Origin of the sequence: Shewanella sp. LC6 (genome assembly GCF_006385735.2) — a bacterium.
GTDB lineage: Bacteria > Pseudomonadota > Gammaproteobacteria > Enterobacterales > Shewanellaceae > Shewanella > Shewanella xiamenensis.
Genome location: NZ_CP043902.1, coordinates 3,781,123 through 3,801,139 on the forward strand (window position 1 = coordinate 3,781,123; position 20,017 = coordinate 3,801,139).

The following is a 20,017-nucleotide window of genomic DNA, read 5'->3' on the forward strand; positions in this document are numbered from 1 at the left end:
CCGTGCTCCTTTTAAGCACCCTTAGAATAGGGCATGAGTTCAGATAATGTGACGAAGTCACCGTTATTGTTGATATAAATTTTTGTGTTCTGATTATTTTCATGGAGGAAGAGTAGCAACTGCCTACAACGCCCACAGGGAGGCATTACCTCACCATCATCATCAACGGAAATAATAGAGTGTATGACGGCCTTTCTATCTGCCATCAATGCTGCAACTGCAGCATGTTCACCGCAAAATCCAAGTGAGCATGGTGTATTCACGCTTACGCCCTTATACACTTTTCCATCAGGAGTGCTCAATACGCAGCCAACATTACCTGACACTGCTTTTTTGCTTGCGATAAAAGGAGTAGCAAGCTTTTTTGCCTGCGCATAAAGCTCGTTAAATTGAAAGGACAAGGAAACTCCCCCTTAGTTAATTGATCTGCACCAGCAATACTAGACACTTCATTAAGCGACATTTTGATTTTCAAAGTTAACCAGGCTTAGATACCGAAGAGCACTTTGCCCTGAAGGATCCCCTCATAAATCAGCCATAGCATAGCCATATTTGAGCAACTGATTGGCGAATAATACCCAGGCCGCCAGCAATTCTTTCTCCGTGATTTGATAATCAGGCCGCCTGAGTACCTCCAATCCCAAGCGAATCGTTGAGAGTACCGTTCGATGCCCAATGGTATTGGCCTGAAAATGCTTATCCCAGCCCTGTTGCTGTGCGTGTAAACCAACTAGCCACAACAGGCATTGAACCATCAACGCTATCAGTAGGATGATGTCGAATCGCTCTGGACTGTTGGTACGACTTTGGCGTAAGCCAAAGCCGTATGCCGGGCTTTTGAGGTCACGAAAGGTTTCCTCTATTTGCATACGTTTGGCGTACAGGTTTACCAGCTGCTTTGGGCTCCGAGATTCTGGTGGTAAATTGCTGGCTAACACCCAAGGCTCTTTCGCCGATGTTGAGTACGTTTTTGCCGATGGATGGTGGCAATTAGTCCTCGTTGAACGCTGATTTGTACGCCCCTTAGGTTTGCTACGATAAAGCGTGAGATGGCAATTGATAGGGTTAGTTTTGGTCAAGGTCTTACAACCCAGGCTCTTCGCTTGACCGTTGGCCAAGTCATGTGTACTGCGAACTGCACGCCAATTTTCAGCGCCAATATCTGCAAATTGAACTGTACCGCGAATACGGCTTAGCCAAAACCAACCATGCGCCTCAACCTCTTTGTACCAAGGCACTTTGAACCCCGCGTCAGTCACGATGAGAGGGGTAACATGCAAAGGTAAAATCTTGGCTAAGTCCGCTAAAAAACCGTTGTGGGAGGCCTTAGAGCATTGTTCTGATAGGGGATAGGACTTCTCATACAGGGTAATAGAGCGGCCATTGAAGGCTATTGAGGCGCGCAGAGCCATGATGCGTTTATGCTCTCGGATGTCTGACCAATCGACGAGCACAATCGGCATAGGGTTACCAGAACAGATGAGGCTGGCATGCCATTGGTAGACAGCTAACCGTTCTTGATGCAGATGCGTGTTGCCGAGCAAACGATCAATCCGACTTTCCGCACCTGATTTAGGAATAAATTTGCCGATACCGTTCGCCTAACACGTCGAGAATGATCTGCTGGTCCACTGTGAGTCCTGTGACTTGAGGTGGCGCCTCTCCCAACTGGTACTCGTGCACCCCGCCAAAGCGTAAAAAAATCCACCGCGCAGTCGGTTTTTGCGTGGGTTTCTTTTTCATGTCCGCCACACTCCGGTTCTGCTCTACTAAGCCCTGCCGGATCCGGTGCTCCAGCGCCGCATAAATCATCAGGCTACAGGTCATCACCATCAGCAACGCTTCGATACGTTCCGGTTTTTTAAGATATAACGAGGAGGTTAAAAATTCGGGACTTTTCAGAAACCTAAAACCACGCTCGACATTCTGCTGGGCTTTATAGGTAGCCAACAGCTCAGCCATGGTGAGCGTTTCACTGTGATCATTGGTCGCGAGGATGAACACCCCTGTCTGGTTGCGCGCCTCAGCCACCCGCGCCAAGCTACTTGCGGCTAACCCCTTGATGTGAAATTGGTAGTTCACCGGCATTTCACCCTTTTGGGGCCTTCCGCGCCCTGCATAGATAGGTTCACTCACGACTTCTGCTTCTAGTTGCAGCAGATTTAAGCTGACAGCAAAACGGGCTAATTCAGCCTGCGCATCGGTCTCGCAGGCAAAACGCTGGGCACATAATTTGTTGAAGGCTTTCAGTTCACGCGTGCTGTCTTTCAGTAGGTTTTTGGCTAATGTTTGCTGCTCACGGTGGCTGGCCTGTTCGCTGCGCACCAGCAACCAACGCTGCGCGACGTCGGCATAATTGGCGCTTTGCCAACAGCCATGATAGCCATTGCCCAGCGCAACCAGCGACTGGGTGCCAATGGTTGCCACGGCTCGCTTGGCTTCATTGAGGGTGACAGGCACACGAGTCACGAACAACTGTTGCTGTTGTGCCAGTAGTTGCAAGGTGTCGGCGCAATACAGCGCCGCATCGCCGACCAGATAACGACTCTCCTGCGCGGCCTTGAGACTGCTCAAGTGGCGCCGTACCGTCTGGGCAAAGGCCTTGGTATCATTAATATTACCACTCAAGGCTTGCATGTAGATGGGCAGGCCGGCCTGATTTTCACAGATAAGCTCCAGGATAACCTGGTTTAGCTCTGGCCGATGGTCGCGGCTATAGCCCCGTACCAATTGCAACTTACCGAGCTGCTCGCCATCGGCTTGGTCATAGGCGCCATCGACGTGGAAGCTGGTGATATCGAGGTGTACTGCAGTACTTTTGAGCCCCAATCGTTCAACGACCTGCTCCGCCATCACCTGATAAAGCGTGCTGACATCGGCCTCAAAGAGGGCATCAAGGCAGCGGCCGAGCACATCATCATTGAGGTCATCGGCACAGATCCCCGGGCCAATCAGGCGTTCTACAGGCTTGTTGGCAAAGAATTGCGGGAACATGTGCAAGGTCGAACTATGAAAGCCAAGACCGTTCAGTATCATCGCCACCAACGCTTCACCATGTGAGACTTTGTAGGGCGGCGTTTTGGGTAGCACCGCATCAATCATGCGAGCAATGCCGAGTTCTTGGCAAAGTGCAGCGACCAAACCAAGGTGGTCGAGGTTACGGATAGAGATAGCGGGAGCGGCCATGATGAATTACCTGCAAAAGAGAGTAATAGATCAGAATGACCGATCGCCGTCAAGTTTTTTAAATCGAAAATTAGGTGCGGAATGACGGATCAATGCGCTTGATGTTGTGCTTGGTTCGGGCCGTGGTTGGTAAATTTCGACCTAACTCAGTCAAGGTCAGTGTCTTACATTCAATCAGTGCCTTAGAGGCCAGCATCAAGCTGTTTAATCGTTTTAGGTGAAGTTCTGGGCAGTATTGGTGTAAAGAATGTTGTAGGATATTGGCTTCGCGCATCTTGTTGTCCAAGTGTAGTTTTTAGCGAAACCATTTGATCATGCAACAAGATGCGCTTCCACCCTAATTTGATGATTTATTTGTAAATCATCAGGGGATTCTTCAGCACTTTGCCTTCTTGTTCGATTTTAATTGACCCAGTTGATGAATGGGAATTACTTGCGAAAACCGAATTAACGCCTTACAAGGCAATCCAAAAAATCATATAATAATAGGGGACACGACCCCTATTTTATTAGCGGTACTAATTCAACAGTGTCTATCTCGAAAGCTCACTTTGCAAGTTAGCTACGAATGGATCTATGGATCTATCGTATTCATTGTAGTGATCGATGCCTGCCATTGAACCATATTCATCGTCGGCCTTTTTTGCGACATTATTGACTTCTACATTTAAATCTGTGAAAACCAACAACGAATCATCAATCTTCCTACAGCTGTCACTATAGGTAGGATTTAATAACCTTATTGTGTTAGAAAGATTGTCTAAAGCAACATTAAAACCGGACACGTCCAAGATAGCATCGGCCTTACTTGAGCCATCCATCTTCACAGTCTCTGACTCTTTATAACTAAAAGCTTTTGATATCAGAAACTTCCTATTTTCAAGTATTGCTTCTCGTATGAGTTTTTTCCTTAACGTTGTACGAGCAGTCTTCGCAGAAGATAGTGTACTACTTGAACTTGAGCTATATGATGGCTCATCATCTTCGGTAACAGCATCATATATTTTTTTTGCCCCCCATATAACAAGAGGAGCAGCGAACCACCAAGCCATAAATACCTCCCATCAAGAGTTAGTCGCTAGACTTAAGAATTAATAACGTGTCATCGATAAGTGAGACACATACATCAACTTCATCAATATCATATTCAACTTTCGCATCAGCCTTTAAATTTTCAATATACTCATCAGTTTTGATGATTAGCTCATCCAAACCAGCTTTGATTGCCTTAGATGTACTATTCCAATACTCAGTTACAGCTTTCTCTATGTCATCAAACACCGACTCTTTACGAATTGCTTCTGCGGCTTTTTTTGCGAGTGATTTTTGCCAACTACCACCAGCTAGTCGATATATTATGTAACCAATTGCCGCAGCAAGAGCAATACCTATGGTAATAGGGCCACCGATGGCTGCAACGAATGAAGTTACTGTAGTAACACTTCCAACCAACCCTAAAGACACCAATACTCCAGCTGCCTTTCCAACTAAAATATATGCACCTAAATTACTTGCTATAGTCGATACATATAATGCCATAGCTCCAAGACTTCCTAATCCCGCAAGACCTCCAACAAAAGCCGCTCTCGAGTTAAATGCACTAAACTCTGCACCCAATCCAGATATTTGGGTATCAATTCCTGTAGTTGAGATGGTGGGGGCAGCTTCCTGCCATCTCAGCAACAAAGAATCTAATTCCGTCGATACGGCTTTACCACTAGTCTTTAATGTGCTTTCTAATTTTGTAGTCAAAAGCTGACCAATATAATTGCCTAACTCAGATTGAGCCTCTTTCTTGTCCGAATAGGTGTCATTGATAAGCTCTTCGAGACCTTCAACAGAAGTATTGTATTTGTAATAGGTACTCATAACATCCAAGTCGTGTTTTTTGTGGCTATTACATGATTCAATGAGGGAGTTAAAATCTTTTATCAACTGAGTAAACAACTCACGAAATCGCGCATCCTTCTCGTTGACCTCCTTAATTCTTTCGAAAGTCTCCGATTTCTTGTTCTTTAGATTATCAATCTCACTCAATAGCATATTTTCGATATTCTTTAGAATATTAGAAATATACTTATCTACTATTGATGCTTGGTTCAAAGTTAGAGACGAAGCCATTTCAGTGATTTTTCGCAATGTATCACTACGATAGTCATTATTTTCACGCCAAAATGGTTGAACTCGTGCTGTTAGTTCTGAACTTTCTGGTAATTGCGTAATAAATCCATCTTCCATCCATGATGAAAATATTAAATTATCTAGTTGCTTCTTAATTCTCTTGAAGGTTACACGACCTACAGCTTCCACATCATCCCTGCTTATTTCAGAGTGACAATGAGACTGAATGAACATTAAATGATCAAGTGGTTTCTCCTTATCCACTGGTGGTCTCTGCCTGATGATATTTGATGCAAACCCTAAATCACTATCTTTGAAAAACCCGGTATGATTTGAAACAAAAACAACACCATCAGCAAGTTCTACACCACCGAGAGCCTTCTCAGTATCAGACTCATCTGAACCGTTAAGATCCCCTGGGGTATCCAACAACCAAACCGAACGAAGTATCTCGGAATCTGAAAAAACAATTGCGATATAAGCCTCATTTAATACATCATCTTCATGATTGTGTACTCCTAATCTATCCAATATTTCTGAACCACCTTGTTCAATTAAATATTTTTCGACATCAACTGGTGAATGAACCATATGCGGCTTAAAGCCCTTCTTAAACACAGCCACATTTCCTGAAATTGTTTTAGGCTTATCTGATTCGTGCATAAGAAGATTAACAACACATGTTGCTGGTTGGTATTTGGTCGGGAGCAATGACTGATTGATAACAGTGTTAATCAGTGTTGACTTACCTGCATCAAAATGACCAAAACATCCAATTACAGGCTTTCTATTAAGTCCATCTACTACAGCCTCAAGCTGTTCAACCTTACTTTTAAGCCCTATTGAATCGATATATTCATGATTGTAGCAATCGATACTATCTTTCACTGATGAAATAAGCGACTTCGCTGCCTCTACCTTAATTTTGATAGTTTGCTCACCAACTTCTGACATAATGTAATCATCCTCTTTATAAGTGTATTCCGTTAAAATTTCATAATACTTGCTTGGCTGAATCCCAACAGCTGATAAATACCCAGCAATCTTAATTGCATCAGCATTCATTGGTTGACTTTCAATTCTTGAAACAGCCCGTTGATCCAGTGTTCTTCCAATTCCAAAAACCTCAGATCTTGCAGCAACATCACTTTGGGACAAACCCGCATTTTCTCGGCTTGAAATTAAGAAAGTTCTTAAACGCTCATTTAGTTCATCGTGTTTCATTTTTCAGACCTATGATTTCAGCCACTTGTATATACCGTAAGTTCCAGCACCAATCGCCAATGGAGCTGCCGCAGTAATTGCAAGTCCGGCAACCATTCCACCACCAACTACACCACCTATGGCGGCAAGACCGGAAGTGACACCAGCAGCGCTTAAACCTGCAACGGAACCTGCCGCTGATACGGCACCAATTGAACCACCTACACCGCCGAGGCCACCAACAGCACCAGCGACTTTCGCTTTATCTTCCATTTCCATACCAACCTCTAGACAAATATGACTAACACACCATCAATTTAGACAAATAAGCCTAACGTGTCAACACATCAGACCTATTTGTCTAAGTTTTTTACATGAAATGTAAATTGAGAACTGTACAGCTCAGCACGCAAGGAATACAAATTCCAAGGTTGGGTAATGTTTTCTCAGAAGTTCAATGGTTATTCCATATCGATATAGAAGGCTTTGCATCACAAAGCCTTCTGTTCTAAGAGTGCGCTCAATTATTCCCCGAAATTTCTTCCGTCGCCTCCTGGCGTAATTTCTGAGCATCCATTCCGTTTAGCCTTTCAATAGCTCGGTCTGCGGCACTCTGACGGTTTCCATCCACGTTTAGCGTACTTCCTGAGCCTGTGAGTCGTTCCAGATCCAGTGACGGTACTTCGGGTAGGTTGCCTGTTATCGATAAGATACCTATCCATTCATCCAGATTGACTTGGCTCCAATCTACCTGGTTTAACTGACTCGCGGTCAAACCTTCGCAGTTTGGTGACTTTGCACTGCCCCAACCAAGACCCAATTGCGGACGCACTTGCTCTTGAATGATCCGTGAAAGTGGCGAAGTAAAGCAGCAATATGACTGCCGTTTTTCAACACAGGCACCTAAGAACTTAGACTTGCAGTAAGAACCTACATAGTGGCAACTCTTCAATACTCGCTTGGCGTTCATCTCAAACTCACTCTGCTCACATTTCCAGATAAGCTGAATGAGGATCATGGTGACTGAATAAATCATGTAGGCCGTCATAACCGTACTCAGAACCGCACCCGCAGCGCCACCCAAGGCAAAGTTACCGCCCGAAACGACACCATCGGCTCCAACCGCGCCACCAACGTTGCTAAACAGTGCCGATTGCGCCCCCGAACCAAAGGTCGTACCTACCCATTCAGCCGTTTTGTTGGTCAATACCTGCATGAAGCCAGTCGCAGCTTGCTCCGCTCCCGCGCCAGCAGCCGTTGATGGCCCAGCCCCCATGAGAGAGTCCCATGCAGACACAAAAGGCTCTTTGACTGCACTCCAAGTGCTCGTGATTGGCTCCCTGAGCGTATTCCAGGAACCATAGATTGCCGAAGACGGATTCATGGCCATGACTGCCGTATCAAGCTTGTTGACCGCCACAATCATTGTGATGTAATCCGATAACGACACGCCACTTGGCTTTTCACAGCAATCCACTATGCCGCCAACGGCTTTTTTGCACTGGCCAGCATTACCTTTAAAGACCGTACACTCGACGTTATCTTGGCCATCAGCTCCCGTACATGACATATCATTGGTCATAAACTGCGCCGCATTAAGCATCGCTGCGGCTTCTGCAAAGTTAGCCTGCTTGATTGACTCTGGCTCTAAACAATCAGTGCCCATGCAGCGAACTGGCCCCTCACAGTTGAATTGAGTTTCCATCCGAGCGTTTTGCACTTCAACGCTTTGTCCGCAGTCATACACCAAACTTTGGATATAGCAGAAGCCTTCATGACCAGCCCCACCTTCAGTGCATTCGGTTCTGACGTACTGGCAGGCCGGGTTTTGCTCCAGCGCGGAACACGTATTGGTGGTCGTGTTTTGTCCGTTATTGACGATGGTTTGTATATTACCATTGGCATCTACCCAGCTATCTGAGCTGCCCATGTTGAACTCTGGGTGAGCAGTCGAGGCATTGTAGGTCGCTTTTGCCCTCCAGCATGAGAGCCCCAGTCCATCAGAGCTACCACGACTGGTTAAATGAGCAGGAGACGAAACAACCGCCGGATAAAGACTTCCAAGCTTTGCCAACTCGCCACTACCAACCGTTACCCCGTCGATTCGTTTTGTGCCCGTATCCAAACACTGCCACTGCACCGCAGTAAACTGATCCGTTTGCATCAAGCATTGGTCTATGCCCGGATCACTTGATTGATGAAGAATGTCCTGCTCTAAGAACTTGCCGGAGAAGGTCAAGGAAGCACTCAGTTTCGCAGGAGCCAAACACTTCTGAACTTCTCGGCTGCAAGTATCGAAATCGACTTTGTTCCAGCCGGACTCACATCTGGAACGCGTGACTTCCTGCGGTTCATGCCACGAAATAATCGACCCATTAACGACCTTGCACAATGAGCCAACCAAGGTTCCTTTTGGACAGGTCATTTCAGGGTATTTAATAGACGGTTTCGTCTCTGTGACCGTCTCCTTGTTGCCCGTCAATGAGAGTGTCGTTTTCCAGCCATTTGCCTTGGACGGCGACTCGGTGATTTTTATCTCAGTATTTTGATTATCAAACACTCTCAGCGTCGCGTTTCCAGTTTGCATAGTGCTGCTGTGCTGTGGAACAAAGCTGAGCGTTTCAGAGCTAAAGCAACCGCGCTCAATGGACCAGCTTTGTTGATGGGTTTCAGCGGATACACGTCGTTCTAACTGACACTCAGTAAGCGTGCTGATCTTCTCGCACACCTGGTAATCCGGTACATGCTTGGTTTCAGTAAATGGCGTAATCGTCTGAGTAGGCTCGCAGGCCTCAAAACTACTTGGCATAAGGTTGGATACCACACACTTTGGATCACTGGTTTGCAAGCCACAGTCATAGGTATCGGTAAAACGAATGCATTCACCTTTATCATTGGTCTCGGCACATTCTGACGACATGAATCCACAGGAAGGATTCGCTTCAAGCACTTGGCAGGCCTGATTTTCAATCCCCTTATAGCTTTCGTCATCCACACTAACTTGTACACGCCGACATAAAGGCGATATGCCAGCCACAGGACTAGGGGCAAAGTAGGATTCACAGACTGAAACACCATTGACCACCGTACATCCGTTGGTTGATGACGGCTGATCCGTGCATTGAATGCTGTAGTCTGAAAACTTTGTCGGAATATCCGCGGCTTGTTCGATACAGGATTGCGGCGACCAACTATCATTCATCACCACCTTGGTTGGATCAAAGCGTACCTTGATGCGTGCATACCCCTCACCACTGCCCGTTACCGATACGCGAATTTTGACTGGCACTTCTAAACCGGGCTCTACCGCTTTTAGCTTGGCGGTGAGGTCAGTATTAGGATTGCGTTCCCAACTGGTACTAAGCTCGCAGCGACCTGCCGTTTCTGGTGGAAAGTTATTGTTCGGCCCAGACCAGACTTTCTGATCACCAAGCCACACTTGCATGTAGTCATCCCATTTTGCGTACTCAAGAACGGCTGAGGTAATCGCATCGGGATTCACGACTTTGAGTGTGATGGCCTGTTCAAATACTTTACAACTGCCACTCCAGTAGTTGTCACCAATTCGCCCTATCCAAACCTCAAGACAACCCTCACCACAAGAGCGAAGGTTCATCGGCCCTGAAACATGCTCAATGATGCCTGCCGTGTAATCGTGAGTGATAGTGCAGCTGTTAACCGCTGTATTGAGCCTGTCACATTGCTGGTAATTTGGGCTGCCTTCACTTTGAGACTCACAGCCGGGGAAGCTTTGAGTTAATAGATTTGGGTCAGTTTGAACCGCATCGGTTAATGCCCAGAGCGGATCATTGACCATATCTGGCCGAGACCTGTCTTTGATTTGCTGTAGCGAACGAAATGCTTCACCCGTAGCGCCATTTTCGGATGCCATGCTCTCTTGGCGCTGTGTCCCCAATTGATTCATGCTGGCATCAGAGCCATAAACGCCCGTTAAGACATCCAATGAGCCCTGATCCATACCAGGGAAAAGCTCTTGCAAGTTAATTGACTCATGACCACTGCCATTCGGCACCGACAATGTATTGCCATTGAGTGCGGGCATCGTCCAGTTTTGCAGCAATTGCTTACCCTCTTGTTGTCCGCTTAGGCCGGATTGGCGCTGCACATCAGCGGCCACACCATGTAGGGGCAGGCACGCCATAGTGATTGATAAAACACCCGCTAAAACTCGGGTAAAAAGTGTTGGTTTCATGGTTAACCTCCCGAGTTACAGCAGTCTTGCCAGCGCCACAAAATGTAGAGCGCATCTTCACCGGCACCGGGGATCGTTCGCCACTCTCCCCATTTTATGGTGCTTTCACCGATGACATGCGCACTTTCAGTTTCCGGTACAGGGAAGAACATACTCATCTTGTATTGGGATTTCGGCAGCATGGGTTCGATAACAGGTCGGCATAGCGCACTGTTCCCCATTGTTCGCCTTGCAAGACCACGCCTGTGTTGAGCCGCGATTGCACGCGCCGCTAAATGGCTGGTGTTTTCTGCTATTGAGCCAAAGGCTAATGTGTGGCCAGATAACGGGTAGAGATGGCCCCAACTGCCAGCACACCAAAACAATTGGTCGATGGGTTTACCAAGCGTTGATGAGGCAGCGTCAGCGGTACAAGCCGAAATAGCCAATGGATTGGCAACGGCAGCCGCTTCAGGCTGAGTAAAAAAGGCCAGTTCATCGTTCAGCCATGTTGGGTCCAATTCCGACAAATACATCAAGTCAAAGTCCATGTAACCATCTGCATTGCAATTGCCATCCATGAACAAATCGAGCATGACCAAAAGCGGAAAGGCGTAATAATGGTAATGGTAGAAAGCAAGATCACCGGTATCGTATTCACCCTCGCCATGACCACCTTGCAATCGCCTATCACCTAAGGGTAAGCGAATCCCTCCCAGTGAAGGCGAACAACCTGGCGTTCTGACCAGTTCAATCAAACGCGCAGGCTCCCACATGCTGGTAACAATACCTGGCCTTGGCACGCCTAAGTTGTCTTCACATAAGCAAAACGACTTGTTTGATGCGCCGCTTGGGACATTGCCAGAGCCAAGAGGAAGCCCTGCAACCCGGATAGGAAAAATGCATGACCAGCAAACATCCGTCAGCAACTTACCCGACAATAAACCCGCGTCTGGGCAGGTCAGTTCGGCTTTAGCAGGAATAGATGCGCCCAGAACAATCATGACAACGAGAGTCCGCAACAGACGATACGTATTATTGAGCTTTTTCATGAACAAGCTCCTTTGCTGGAATTTCTTCTATTTCAAACGCGAGCCCCTTTGCTTGAACAAACGATGGGGTGACTTGCAAATCAAAGCGCTGCTTTAGCGAGGCATTGAGAAGGTAAACCGGACTATCCAATGTCTTTTCGAGCGCATTGAGGCTATTCCAACCTTGAGTACGGTCGAGCTGCGTGGTGATAAGCGTAATGCGGCGCAGTGTCCTATCTTGCGTCTCAAGCCAATGCGCAACTGCGTCCACTTCTTCAGCGTTCGACGCATTAAACACCACAAGCTGCTGAGTAAACGGCAAGGCTTTTAGCGGGTTAATACGCGTTCCTGCTGGGATCAATGTTCGGCCATTGGCATCCAATAGTGGCCGCTTCATGACGATGGTTGGATCAACCATTCTTATCCGATACTGCGTGGCTTTGGGTAAGTCAGTGAAAGTTTGGCGAGACCAGAAACGCTCAATGGCTTTTTTCTTTAACGCGCCCAGGTCAAGCGACTGTAAACGCTGCATCGCCACTTGCATCAAATCCGGTTCTAAAATGGAATGAATAGGACCGCGTTGACCCAATGAACCGGTATTGCCTGTTTCAATTTGACGCTGCAACCAGTCCTTGCTGTAAACCCCTAGTGCACTTGCAGTCACCTTGTCATCTTCTATGCGGAAAATGGCAGGCACGCTAGTCACCCGCCAGTGCACAAAGGCTTTCGGATCGATTCGAACCTGAGGAACAGGATCAAGTCCCACCATCAGCGTATGCCAATCACGGATCGCCGCCCCCAAGGTCTTTCCTTCAGGAATTCCCCGAAACAACACAATAGCGCCGGTAGCACTGGCCTCTTTAAATAGCTGCTTCAGTGAGGAATCACCCAATGAGGACGACGCAAATATCAACCATTCATCGCTGTGTTTGAGCGACACAGGTTGTTCAACCGGTGCAAAAGGCTCAATAAATTCAGATGAGCCATCCACAGCACTTTGTAAAATGCTGCGGCTCATTTCAACGATCTTTTTGTCCTCATCAGACAACGGATAAGGCTCTTGTGCCCAGGACACTTGAACCCAAGCCAATGGAGCAACCAACAAAAATAAGAGGCATAGTCTTCTCATCATCCACCTCCTACCAAAGCGGCCAAGCGCGACCAACAATCTGCTCGCGCTTAACGGCATTCCAATAGCGGGAGTCAAAACTCGTTGCAGCCTCACCGGAAAACCAATATTCGTTTTCTTGCAGCGTCAATGAGCGGCTAAATTCTGTTTCCGCCACACCAAGACGCTGGGCTAATGCCATGCCGGTAGAGACTTCAGCACCGTTCACCATCACATGCTCAGGCGTCACCTTGACTTCATCCCCAGGCATCCCTGTTAGGCGTTTCAGCATCCGAGTACCGTCGTTATATAACGGAGCGAGTCCTTTTGAGTGGAAGGCATACAAACCATCCTTAACGGGCTTTTTATTCCATAGGTCAATCAGATACACCGTGGTATCAGGCAGGCAGCGCTCTTGCTGGGTATCAATACCTATTCGGTAGCGCATCATGGCGTAGGTGCCTACCAAGGCCATGATTAACGCAAGAACAGTCAACTGGATGAGGTATGGCCGCCAAGGCATTCTTTTACGGAGTATCTGCATGAGACACCTCCTTTGAGCCTAATGGCACAAATACGGAATCATCAGCACCCACCACCGCTTGGGCATCCAGCACGATAAAACCGGCTGCTTTTAGCTTTTCAATTTGCTGATTGGTCTGAAGCAACCTGGATTCGATGTCTTGTTCGCTGGCATTGGGGCCCAGTGACAGCACAGCCTCCCCAAAATCCACGACCGCAATGGGCGTACTTAACGCCAACTGGCTGTGGATGGGTTCGAGTGTTTTCATTAAGAGCCAGCTGGTCATTAAACCGCTACCAGCAACAGACAAAGTAATAGAGGCCATAAATGGCCAAAGCGTGGTCTTATTCATAGCCTCGCTCCTTTAACAACTGGGAGATGGCATCAGCAACAGAAAGGCCTTTGCGCGTTAACTGCTTAATCGCGTTTACATCTTCTGCACGGGACGAGTACAACAGCTTGTGAAACGGATCGACGATGAGGCGGCCAATCCCGGTGCCCATCTCGGTAATAAAGAAAATTTCGGAATAGACACCCGTGACGGTATGAACCGTTTTCAGGTACTCATAACCGCCTTCACCTAATGGCAAACGGCCTTCTTTTTTGAGCGCGTTGATGGTTTCGGCTTTTTGGCCAAGCAGGTACATATTGGCCGAGTTTTCAGCGATGGCTTTTCCTGTAGGGCTGTCATACAAATCGTTTACCGACTGCGTTACCGTCACAGCACTGCCGCCATATTTTCGAAATCGACGGTAACCCGTTTCGATGAACTTACCGACATCACCTTGAGTCAGCAGATCCCAGGCTTCGTCAATGAACACAATCTTGCGACGATCCCGCTCACCTAAGTACATCTCTTGTTGGATTTGGTAGATAAGCTGAAGCAACACCACTTGTTGCAGGTGCTTGCGCCCCTTGAGCTCTTCTAACTCCAAAACGGTGAAACGGTTTTTGAAGCGAATATTGTTGTGGCCATTAAAGAAGCGGCCATATTCGCCCTGTGTCGTAAACGGATAGAGCTGCTCACCCACGTCCTGCACACGTCGGTCTTCATGATTTTTTAAAGCCTCTGCCACATCATCAACTAACATGGCACGACCTTTTTTCTCCCACAGCTCACGGGTCTGACGCTTTAGGTTGGCCATCTGAAAATCGGTTAATGACTGCGTAGGCGCGGCCATTGCGGCCAATAACCCAACCAAAACATCCGCTTCTTCGTCATAGTCCTCAACGATTTCAAACGGGTTTAAGCAAATGCCACTGTCCCGCCCGAACTGTAAGAACTCTCCGTCATAAACTTCACACAGTTTTTCATAGGAGCGGCCAACATCAATCACCCAGCATTGCCCGCCTTCAGATAAGTAGGAGGAGATGATTTCGTTCACCAGGAATGACTTACCCGAACCCGATTGCGCTGCTATGCAACAGTTGTAATTACTGCCCGAGTCATAAAGGGATACACTCATGATCTGGCCATTACGGGAAACAAAGTTAATCACCGGCGTGCCAGTGCCTTTCCAATCCGCAAACAAAGGCAACAGAGGGATGACATGCCGTGTCGCCATGGTCTTGAATCGAAACAAGTCGTTCATCGCCTGGCGGTCAGCACCAAATGGCAAGGCATTCAGGAAAATGGGCAAACAGAAGTACTTGTCTTCCATCAGCTCAAATCCGAGCTCTTTGAAATAGGTTCGAGCATTTGAAACAGAGCTGATGGACGCCTCTTCCGTCGGGGAAAACAGCGTTAAGGTCATATTTGCCCGAATAGGACGATCACCTTCTTGCAAAGCTTCAAAAAGAACATCAAACCCCTTTTTCTTGGCTGCAAGCACCGGCACAAACTTGAGCATCGGGCCATAGGCTTGATTGACCGCCCATTGACGCTTCGTCTCTAAACGAGATCGCATCGCCTCAGCTGAGGGAAAGTGAATGGTGACATTTAGCAAAAAGCTGCCGCGTAAACCGCGACTGCCCGTCATCATATCGCCCGCAAAACTTGCGGCATGACCAAACCAGATCCGCTCAGGCAAGCGCTTAAATGATAAGGTTTTAACTCGGTAATCACCCAGCATCAGACCTTGGCTATCCACCTTGATAGCTCGGTCATAATCCAACACTTGCTCCCTAAGTGGTTTATCTGCCTCACTGCGGATTGGAGATGGATTGCGCCAAGAAGCATCTTTTCCCCAGTTAAGCTGCGCACTTAATGCTGCGAGCCAATTTCGGTCAGTCATCTCAGTAACACGAAAACCAACCGTTGCCAGCGCTTGCGAGAAAGAAGCCCGCAGCGCGGATGCTCGACTCAATTCACGTTCAGTCGGCATAGGACTTTCCAAAGGCAATTTGCAGGTGACGATCAGTTGAAAGTTGCGTACCTGAGTCTGGGTCGATTCTTCTATCGGTTGAACCGTGCCCCCATCGAGGAAATCCGCACGTTTGCGTATCGACGCCCTGAGCAATGGATCGGATTGACGATGCCGTAAGCCCATCATGCGTTGAAGGTCGGTTTGAATATCAGGCGAGGCGTACAGGCCAAATTGTAGCAAAGTGTCTTTTGGCCAGTCGTTGTTAAGTATAACATTAACCCTGTCTGCAACAGACTCATCACCACCCGGCAATGGGTCACATAGAAAACCAAAGCCAACACTTTGGTCTTCCATGAAAAACAGTTGCTCATCGTCTGAATAGGCCAATACTGGCAAGAGCTCTGAAGCGCGTTGCCCTGAATACAGAGAGGCTTTCATCTAAATCCCCTCCAACCAAGCAGAAAGGTCATAAGGACGGCCTCGGCTGATGCGACCATCATTGGCGACAATGAAAGGTACACCTTGAATGCCCAGAATTTGAGCCGTCACCAAAGTACGCTGCATTGGCTCCAAGTTGCAGGCATCATCCTGCTCTAGGTTACCAATCCGGCCATTCAGCAATGCATCGGTGGCTGCTTTTTTATCACGCGCACAGCCAAGCTGGCGAACCTGACGCTCTGAATCAGGACCAAGCACTGGCACAGGGAGTATTTGGAAGGTGTATTCTTTGGTTAGCGGTAAAGCTTGTTTCAAAAGCTCATGGCAGTGCGGGCATCGTGGATCAACAAAGACCACCACTTTCTTTTTGCCTTCGCCCAGCGTCAGTGGGTTCAAATCATCCATTTTTAAGCCAAGGCGACTTAAATCCAGCGTGTTTCCCGCTTCTCGAATTTCTTCAAGGCTGGTAAGCGGCTTTTTGGACCAGGCATCATAGAGTGTGCCATCAATGACGAACCGGCCACTGTCTGACATGAAAACAATACGGCCATTGCTTTCGACCGCTTTAATACCCGTGACCGGCAAAGAAACCATGCCGTCAATTTTGCCAACGGGCGACACTTCAGACACAGGTTCAGCTTGAACCAAAGGAGACAGCGCAAGCGCCAGAATAATTGGAGATAGTTTTCGCATGAGGAGTCCTCGTTAATGTAAATCGAGGCTCCAGTCTATGCAGTTGTCCTATGTGGACTCGGTTAGATAGATTGAAGAATTGGATGCCTTGCTAGGGTGCTTAACTATTTGGAAATAACTGTTAGAATTAGGAGGAATAAACAGTGTACAGCTTATAACGAGCAGAAATGAAAAAGGCCGCCTTTCAGCAGCCTCTTCAAATTCTTCTAGATTTCGCCAAAAAACCTATGATTTAAAAGCAATTTCTAGTCAGATTCTGCCCTAGAGCCATATCACGAGCCGATGCTCGGAGGGGGTGTATCTAGGACTTACAGACACAGTATAGGATTGGAGATAAAGATTTGCAAGTAGATCAAGCGTTCATCAACGCACTAGAGGTAACGCTTTCGAAGTCCCGATTGGACACCTACCGCACATACTTCAGCTGTCAAAATGATGCTGAAGCTCTTGGAACGTATCTTTGGAATAAGTCCTTATCAACAGCATTTTACCCCCTGCTTCAGGCGACTGAAATTACTTTACGAAATTCAATTCATTCAGCTGCATCCGGCCATTTCAGTGGTAACAAAGAATGGTTTTTAATGAAGAAATTTCCCTCTGCGAAAAAAGAGGCTGATAAGCAATACCTGAAAAAAGATCGTAAAACACCAATTACTCCCAGACCATCTTCAGATACCGTTGTAGCATCCTTGAGCTTTGGCTTTTGGGTTAATTTACTTACGCAGAACTACGATGACCCAGTGAAAAATACCAAACTTTGGCCAACGTTGATTCCAAAAGTGTTCCCAAATGCAAAAAGCACGAACGCAACAAGGACCGCATTACATCATCGATTTAAATTTATAAAGGACTTTAGAAACAGGGTTGGCCACTATGAACCCATCTGGAAAATACGTGATACTGTTGACGGTGGTGGAAATATTATTCGCTTAGGTCCTACGACCCCGGAAGAAAGCATCATCCGCTTAAACGAATACGTTGATCTGATTGCAGAGAGTTTAATGTGGATGAGCTTTGAACGGTATGATTTTATTGTTGGTATGGGCATCATAGATCACATAAGACAACTATGTTCTCTTGAGGCATTGAGCCATTTTCAGGGAACAAATCCAACCAAACTAAAAGTCAACAAGTTGAAACATGAACTTTCAAAACGTCATAAAGAAAATGGTTCCGTCTCTGGGCTTTATGAACTAACAACATCACCTAAAGGCGTACATAAAGGGAGGAGCATTGTGCTTGAAGTTAAACAGATTTACCCACCAAGACTGATCAAATAAGCCAATCCTGATAAAAAATAAGGTCCACAAAGCAGTGACTTTGTAGACCCAAACCTTTTAAAGGCCTCTTTTGAGTTTATCAGGTCCCCAGTAAAACGGCGCTGATTGCTGGAACGGTTGTGCCAATGACTTCTTGAGAGCTGGCAACAACAGGTAAGGTTGCAGACATAACACTTTTATCGCCTACAAGCGATGGCAGAAGCGCCGTTGCTAGCCAACCGGTTTAGCTGAGCCCGTTTTTTCACACCCTGGGTATTAAAATTTATCACACTTTAAACAAACCAAGTCCTTTTAATCCCCCCCTAGAAACCAAGTCAACATATTTAACACTTTTTGATGTCATTTTTGTAAACTTGTATCCTTCTAAAGCTAAGTCTACACTCATGACATGTTTAAGTGTCATCCTTGACAACTAGAGGCGTATTGTGAGAAAGGCTGAGGCAATTAAAAAGCTCTTAGAATATGACAAGCGTGGTCGCTGTGTTTTTACTAATTCAGATCTGGCCAAAATCTTTCATCAAGATAACGAACGAGCATTGCGTGCAGGAATTAAACGTTTGCAAGACGATGGCTTGCTAACTCGAATGATTAATGGTGTGTACTTATTCAATTTAGCGCAGTCGAAAGGCAGCGATACGTTGGAGCAAATTGCTAAAACTATTCGACGTGGGGAATATAACTACCTTAGCTTGGAGTCTGCTCTTTCTGATTATGGTGTTATTTCGCAAATTCCAGTAGATAGGTTAACTGTTATGACAACGGGACGTTCCGGTGAATTCAAAACACCTTTGGGTACAATTGAATTTACGCATACAAAGCGAAATCCGATAAACATTTTAGAAAATACCAGTTTAGTTGGCAGACCACTTAGGTTAGCAACGAAACAAACTGCATACAGAGACTTAAAACGAGTTGGCAGAAATACCCATCTAGTTAACGACAATGCTTTGCATAGTAGTTGAACAACTGCTCTTGGGGCGGGTGCTCTGACAAGCAATTTACATCTAAGCTACGATCATAATCCAACCAACTACAACCGCTTTTCCCTATCGCAGTCACCAAAAAATAACGTGTATCTATTGACTACACGCAAAAACCTTTTAAACTGTGTATTAAATAGATATACAGAGGATGGTGTCATGGCTACAAAGACAGCGCCAATCAACATGCGAGTACTGCCATCGGTAAGAGACATCATCGATGCCGCAGCAAGTTTAAAAAAAGTCGATAGAACTGTATTCATTCAGCAGGCAGCGCTCAATGAAGCGCATAGTATACTGGCAGAACAGCGGGATTTTGTTCTTGAAGCAAAGGCTTTTGAAGCGTTTGATAACGAACTTCGTGCAAATCCACAGACTCTTGAAGGCATGAAAGATCTGTTTAAAAGGAAAGCGCCTTGGGAATAAGCGCACCAACACTACTCGCTGATGAGCACCAAATTAATGCCTTTCAATGTGGCATCGAAGAACTCGATACCTGGTTAAGAAAACAGGCGTTAAAAAGTCAAAAACGGGGAACTGCGAGAGTGTATGTGGTCAATGACACTGACGCCCATCAAGTGGTCGGGTACTATGCCATTGCAATGGGATCAGTTTCCAGAGAGCAAGCGTTCAGTTCATTAAGAAGAAATAGTCCTGATCCCATTCCCATGGTGATTCTAGCAAGGCTTGGGGTGGATAATGCCTATCAAGGTCAAGGCATTGCAGCCGGTCTTTTAAAAGATTGCATCATTCGCTCAGTACAAGCAATGAACGCTGTCGGTGGAGCAGGAATCTTAGTCCATGCTATTGATGACACTGCGCAAACGTTCTACAAGAAATTTGGCTTCAAAGAATCGACGTTTGATCCTTTAGTACTCATGGCAAGGATCTGCGATATCGAAAAATCATTGTCGATAGACTGAGATGACAGCTCCCCTTTCACAAGAGAAGCCGTC

The 20,017-nt window shown here is 46.6% G+C and carries 16 protein-coding genes and 2 pseudogenes; 4 read left to right on the forward strand and 14 right to left on the reverse strand.

The features are described from left to right. Nucleotides 1-11 precede the first annotated feature (11 nt). From FJD32_RS16990 to FJD32_RS17055, 14 genes and pseudogenes are all read right to left on the reverse strand, one after another. Nucleotides 12-401, reverse strand: a complete 390-nt coding sequence (locus tag FJD32_RS16990) for a cytidine deaminase (RefSeq protein ID WP_140907069.1) — start codon at nucleotides 399-401, stop codon at nucleotides 12-14. A 123-nt stretch (nucleotides 402-524) separates the two neighbouring features. Continuing rightward, nucleotides 525-1,556 (reverse strand): annotated as a pseudogene (locus FJD32_RS16995) (IS4-like element IS10A family transposase); the annotation flags it as partial. 16 nt (nucleotides 1,557-1,572) lie between these two features. Beyond that, entirely contained in the window at nucleotides 1,573-3,186 is a 1,614-nt protein-coding gene (locus FJD32_RS17000) for an IS1634-like element ISShes12 family transposase (protein WP_011715680.1), read from the reverse strand. Between the two features lie 88 nt (nucleotides 3,187-3,274). Continuing rightward, nucleotides 3,275-3,460 (reverse strand): annotated as a pseudogene (locus FJD32_RS17005) (IS4 family transposase); the annotation flags it as partial. 259 nt (nucleotides 3,461-3,719) lie between these two features. Next, nucleotides 3,720-4,238 (reverse strand): hypothetical protein, encoded by a 519-nt coding sequence (locus FJD32_RS17010; protein WP_140906854.1) that lies wholly within the window; start codon nucleotides 4,236-4,238, stop codon nucleotides 3,720-3,722. A gap of 19 nt (nucleotides 4,239-4,257) precedes the next feature. After that, on the reverse strand, nucleotides 4,258-6,531 hold the full coding sequence (locus FJD32_RS17015) for a dynamin family protein (protein WP_140906853.1): 2,274 nt from the start codon (nucleotides 6,529-6,531) through the stop codon (nucleotides 4,258-4,260). Between the two features lie 9 nt (nucleotides 6,532-6,540). After that, nucleotides 6,541-6,789 (reverse strand): hypothetical protein, encoded by a 249-nt coding sequence (locus FJD32_RS17020; protein ID WP_011788505.1) that lies wholly within the window; start codon nucleotides 6,787-6,789, stop codon nucleotides 6,541-6,543. A gap of 241 nt (nucleotides 6,790-7,030) precedes the next feature. Continuing rightward, nucleotides 7,031-10,723 (reverse strand): conjugal transfer protein TraN, encoded by a 3,693-nt coding sequence (gene traN, locus FJD32_RS17025; RefSeq protein ID WP_140906852.1) that lies wholly within the window; start codon nucleotides 10,721-10,723, stop codon nucleotides 7,031-7,033. A gap of 2 nt (nucleotides 10,724-10,725) precedes the next feature. Next, the gene (locus tag FJD32_RS17030) at nucleotides 10,726-11,754 is read right to left on the reverse strand and encodes a TraU family protein (protein WP_140906851.1); all 1,029 of its coding nucleotides are present in this window, start codon (nucleotides 11,752-11,754) and stop codon (nucleotides 10,726-10,728) included. Further along, nucleotides 11,738-12,862: a TrbC family F-type conjugative pilus assembly protein gene (locus FJD32_RS17035; RefSeq protein ID WP_140906850.1), complete on the reverse strand. Its 1,125-nt coding sequence runs from the start codon at nucleotides 12,860-12,862 to the stop codon at nucleotides 11,738-11,740. The genes FJD32_RS17030 and FJD32_RS17035 overlap by 17 nt, the downstream gene beginning before the upstream one ends. A gap of 10 nt (nucleotides 12,863-12,872) precedes the next feature. Next, complete coding sequence (locus FJD32_RS17040) at nucleotides 12,873-13,385, reverse strand: S26 family signal peptidase (protein WP_181159794.1); 513 nt, start codon at nucleotides 13,383-13,385, stop codon at nucleotides 12,873-12,875. After that, on the reverse strand, nucleotides 13,369-13,716 hold the full coding sequence (locus FJD32_RS17045) for a plasmid-related protein (protein WP_140906849.1): 348 nt from the start codon (nucleotides 13,714-13,716) through the stop codon (nucleotides 13,369-13,371). The genes FJD32_RS17040 and FJD32_RS17045 overlap by 17 nt, the downstream gene beginning before the upstream one ends. Next, on the reverse strand, nucleotides 13,709-16,108 hold the full coding sequence (gene traC / locus FJD32_RS17050; protein ID WP_029627978.1) for a type IV secretion system protein TraC: 2,400 nt from the start codon (nucleotides 16,106-16,108) through the stop codon (nucleotides 13,709-13,711). The genes FJD32_RS17045 and traC overlap by 8 nt, the downstream gene beginning before the upstream one ends. Beyond that, nucleotides 16,109-16,801 carry a DsbC family protein gene (locus tag FJD32_RS17055; protein WP_029627977.1) on the reverse strand — a complete coding sequence of 231 codons (693 nt, stop codon included), beginning with the start codon at nucleotides 16,799-16,801 and terminating at the stop codon, nucleotides 16,109-16,111. It abuts the gene before it with no gap. Between the two features lie 341 nt (nucleotides 16,802-17,142). Between FJD32_RS17055 and FJD32_RS17060 the strand changes: the two genes are divergently transcribed. The 4 genes from FJD32_RS17060 (at nucleotide 17,143) to FJD32_RS17075 (ending at nucleotide 19,984) form a co-directional block, all read left to right on the forward strand. Further along, nucleotides 17,143-18,081 (forward strand): Abi family protein, encoded by a 939-nt coding sequence (locus tag FJD32_RS17060; RefSeq protein ID WP_029627976.1) that lies wholly within the window; start codon nucleotides 17,143-17,145, stop codon nucleotides 18,079-18,081. A gap of 425 nt (nucleotides 18,082-18,506) precedes the next feature. Beyond that, entirely contained in the window at nucleotides 18,507-19,043 is a 537-nt protein-coding gene (locus FJD32_RS17065; RefSeq protein WP_029627975.1) for a DUF6088 family protein, read from the forward strand. 177 nt (nucleotides 19,044-19,220) lie between these two features. Then, nucleotides 19,221-19,487 (forward strand): DUF1778 domain-containing protein, encoded by a 267-nt coding sequence (locus FJD32_RS17070; protein ID WP_032481064.1) that lies wholly within the window; start codon nucleotides 19,221-19,223, stop codon nucleotides 19,485-19,487. Continuing rightward, a complete protein-coding gene (locus FJD32_RS17075; protein ID WP_029627974.1) occupies nucleotides 19,478-19,984 on the forward strand; it encodes a GNAT family N-acetyltransferase in 507 nt (168 codons plus the stop codon). Before FJD32_RS17070 ends, FJD32_RS17075 begins: the two co-directional genes overlap by 10 nt. Nucleotides 19,985-20,017 lie beyond the last annotated feature (33 nt).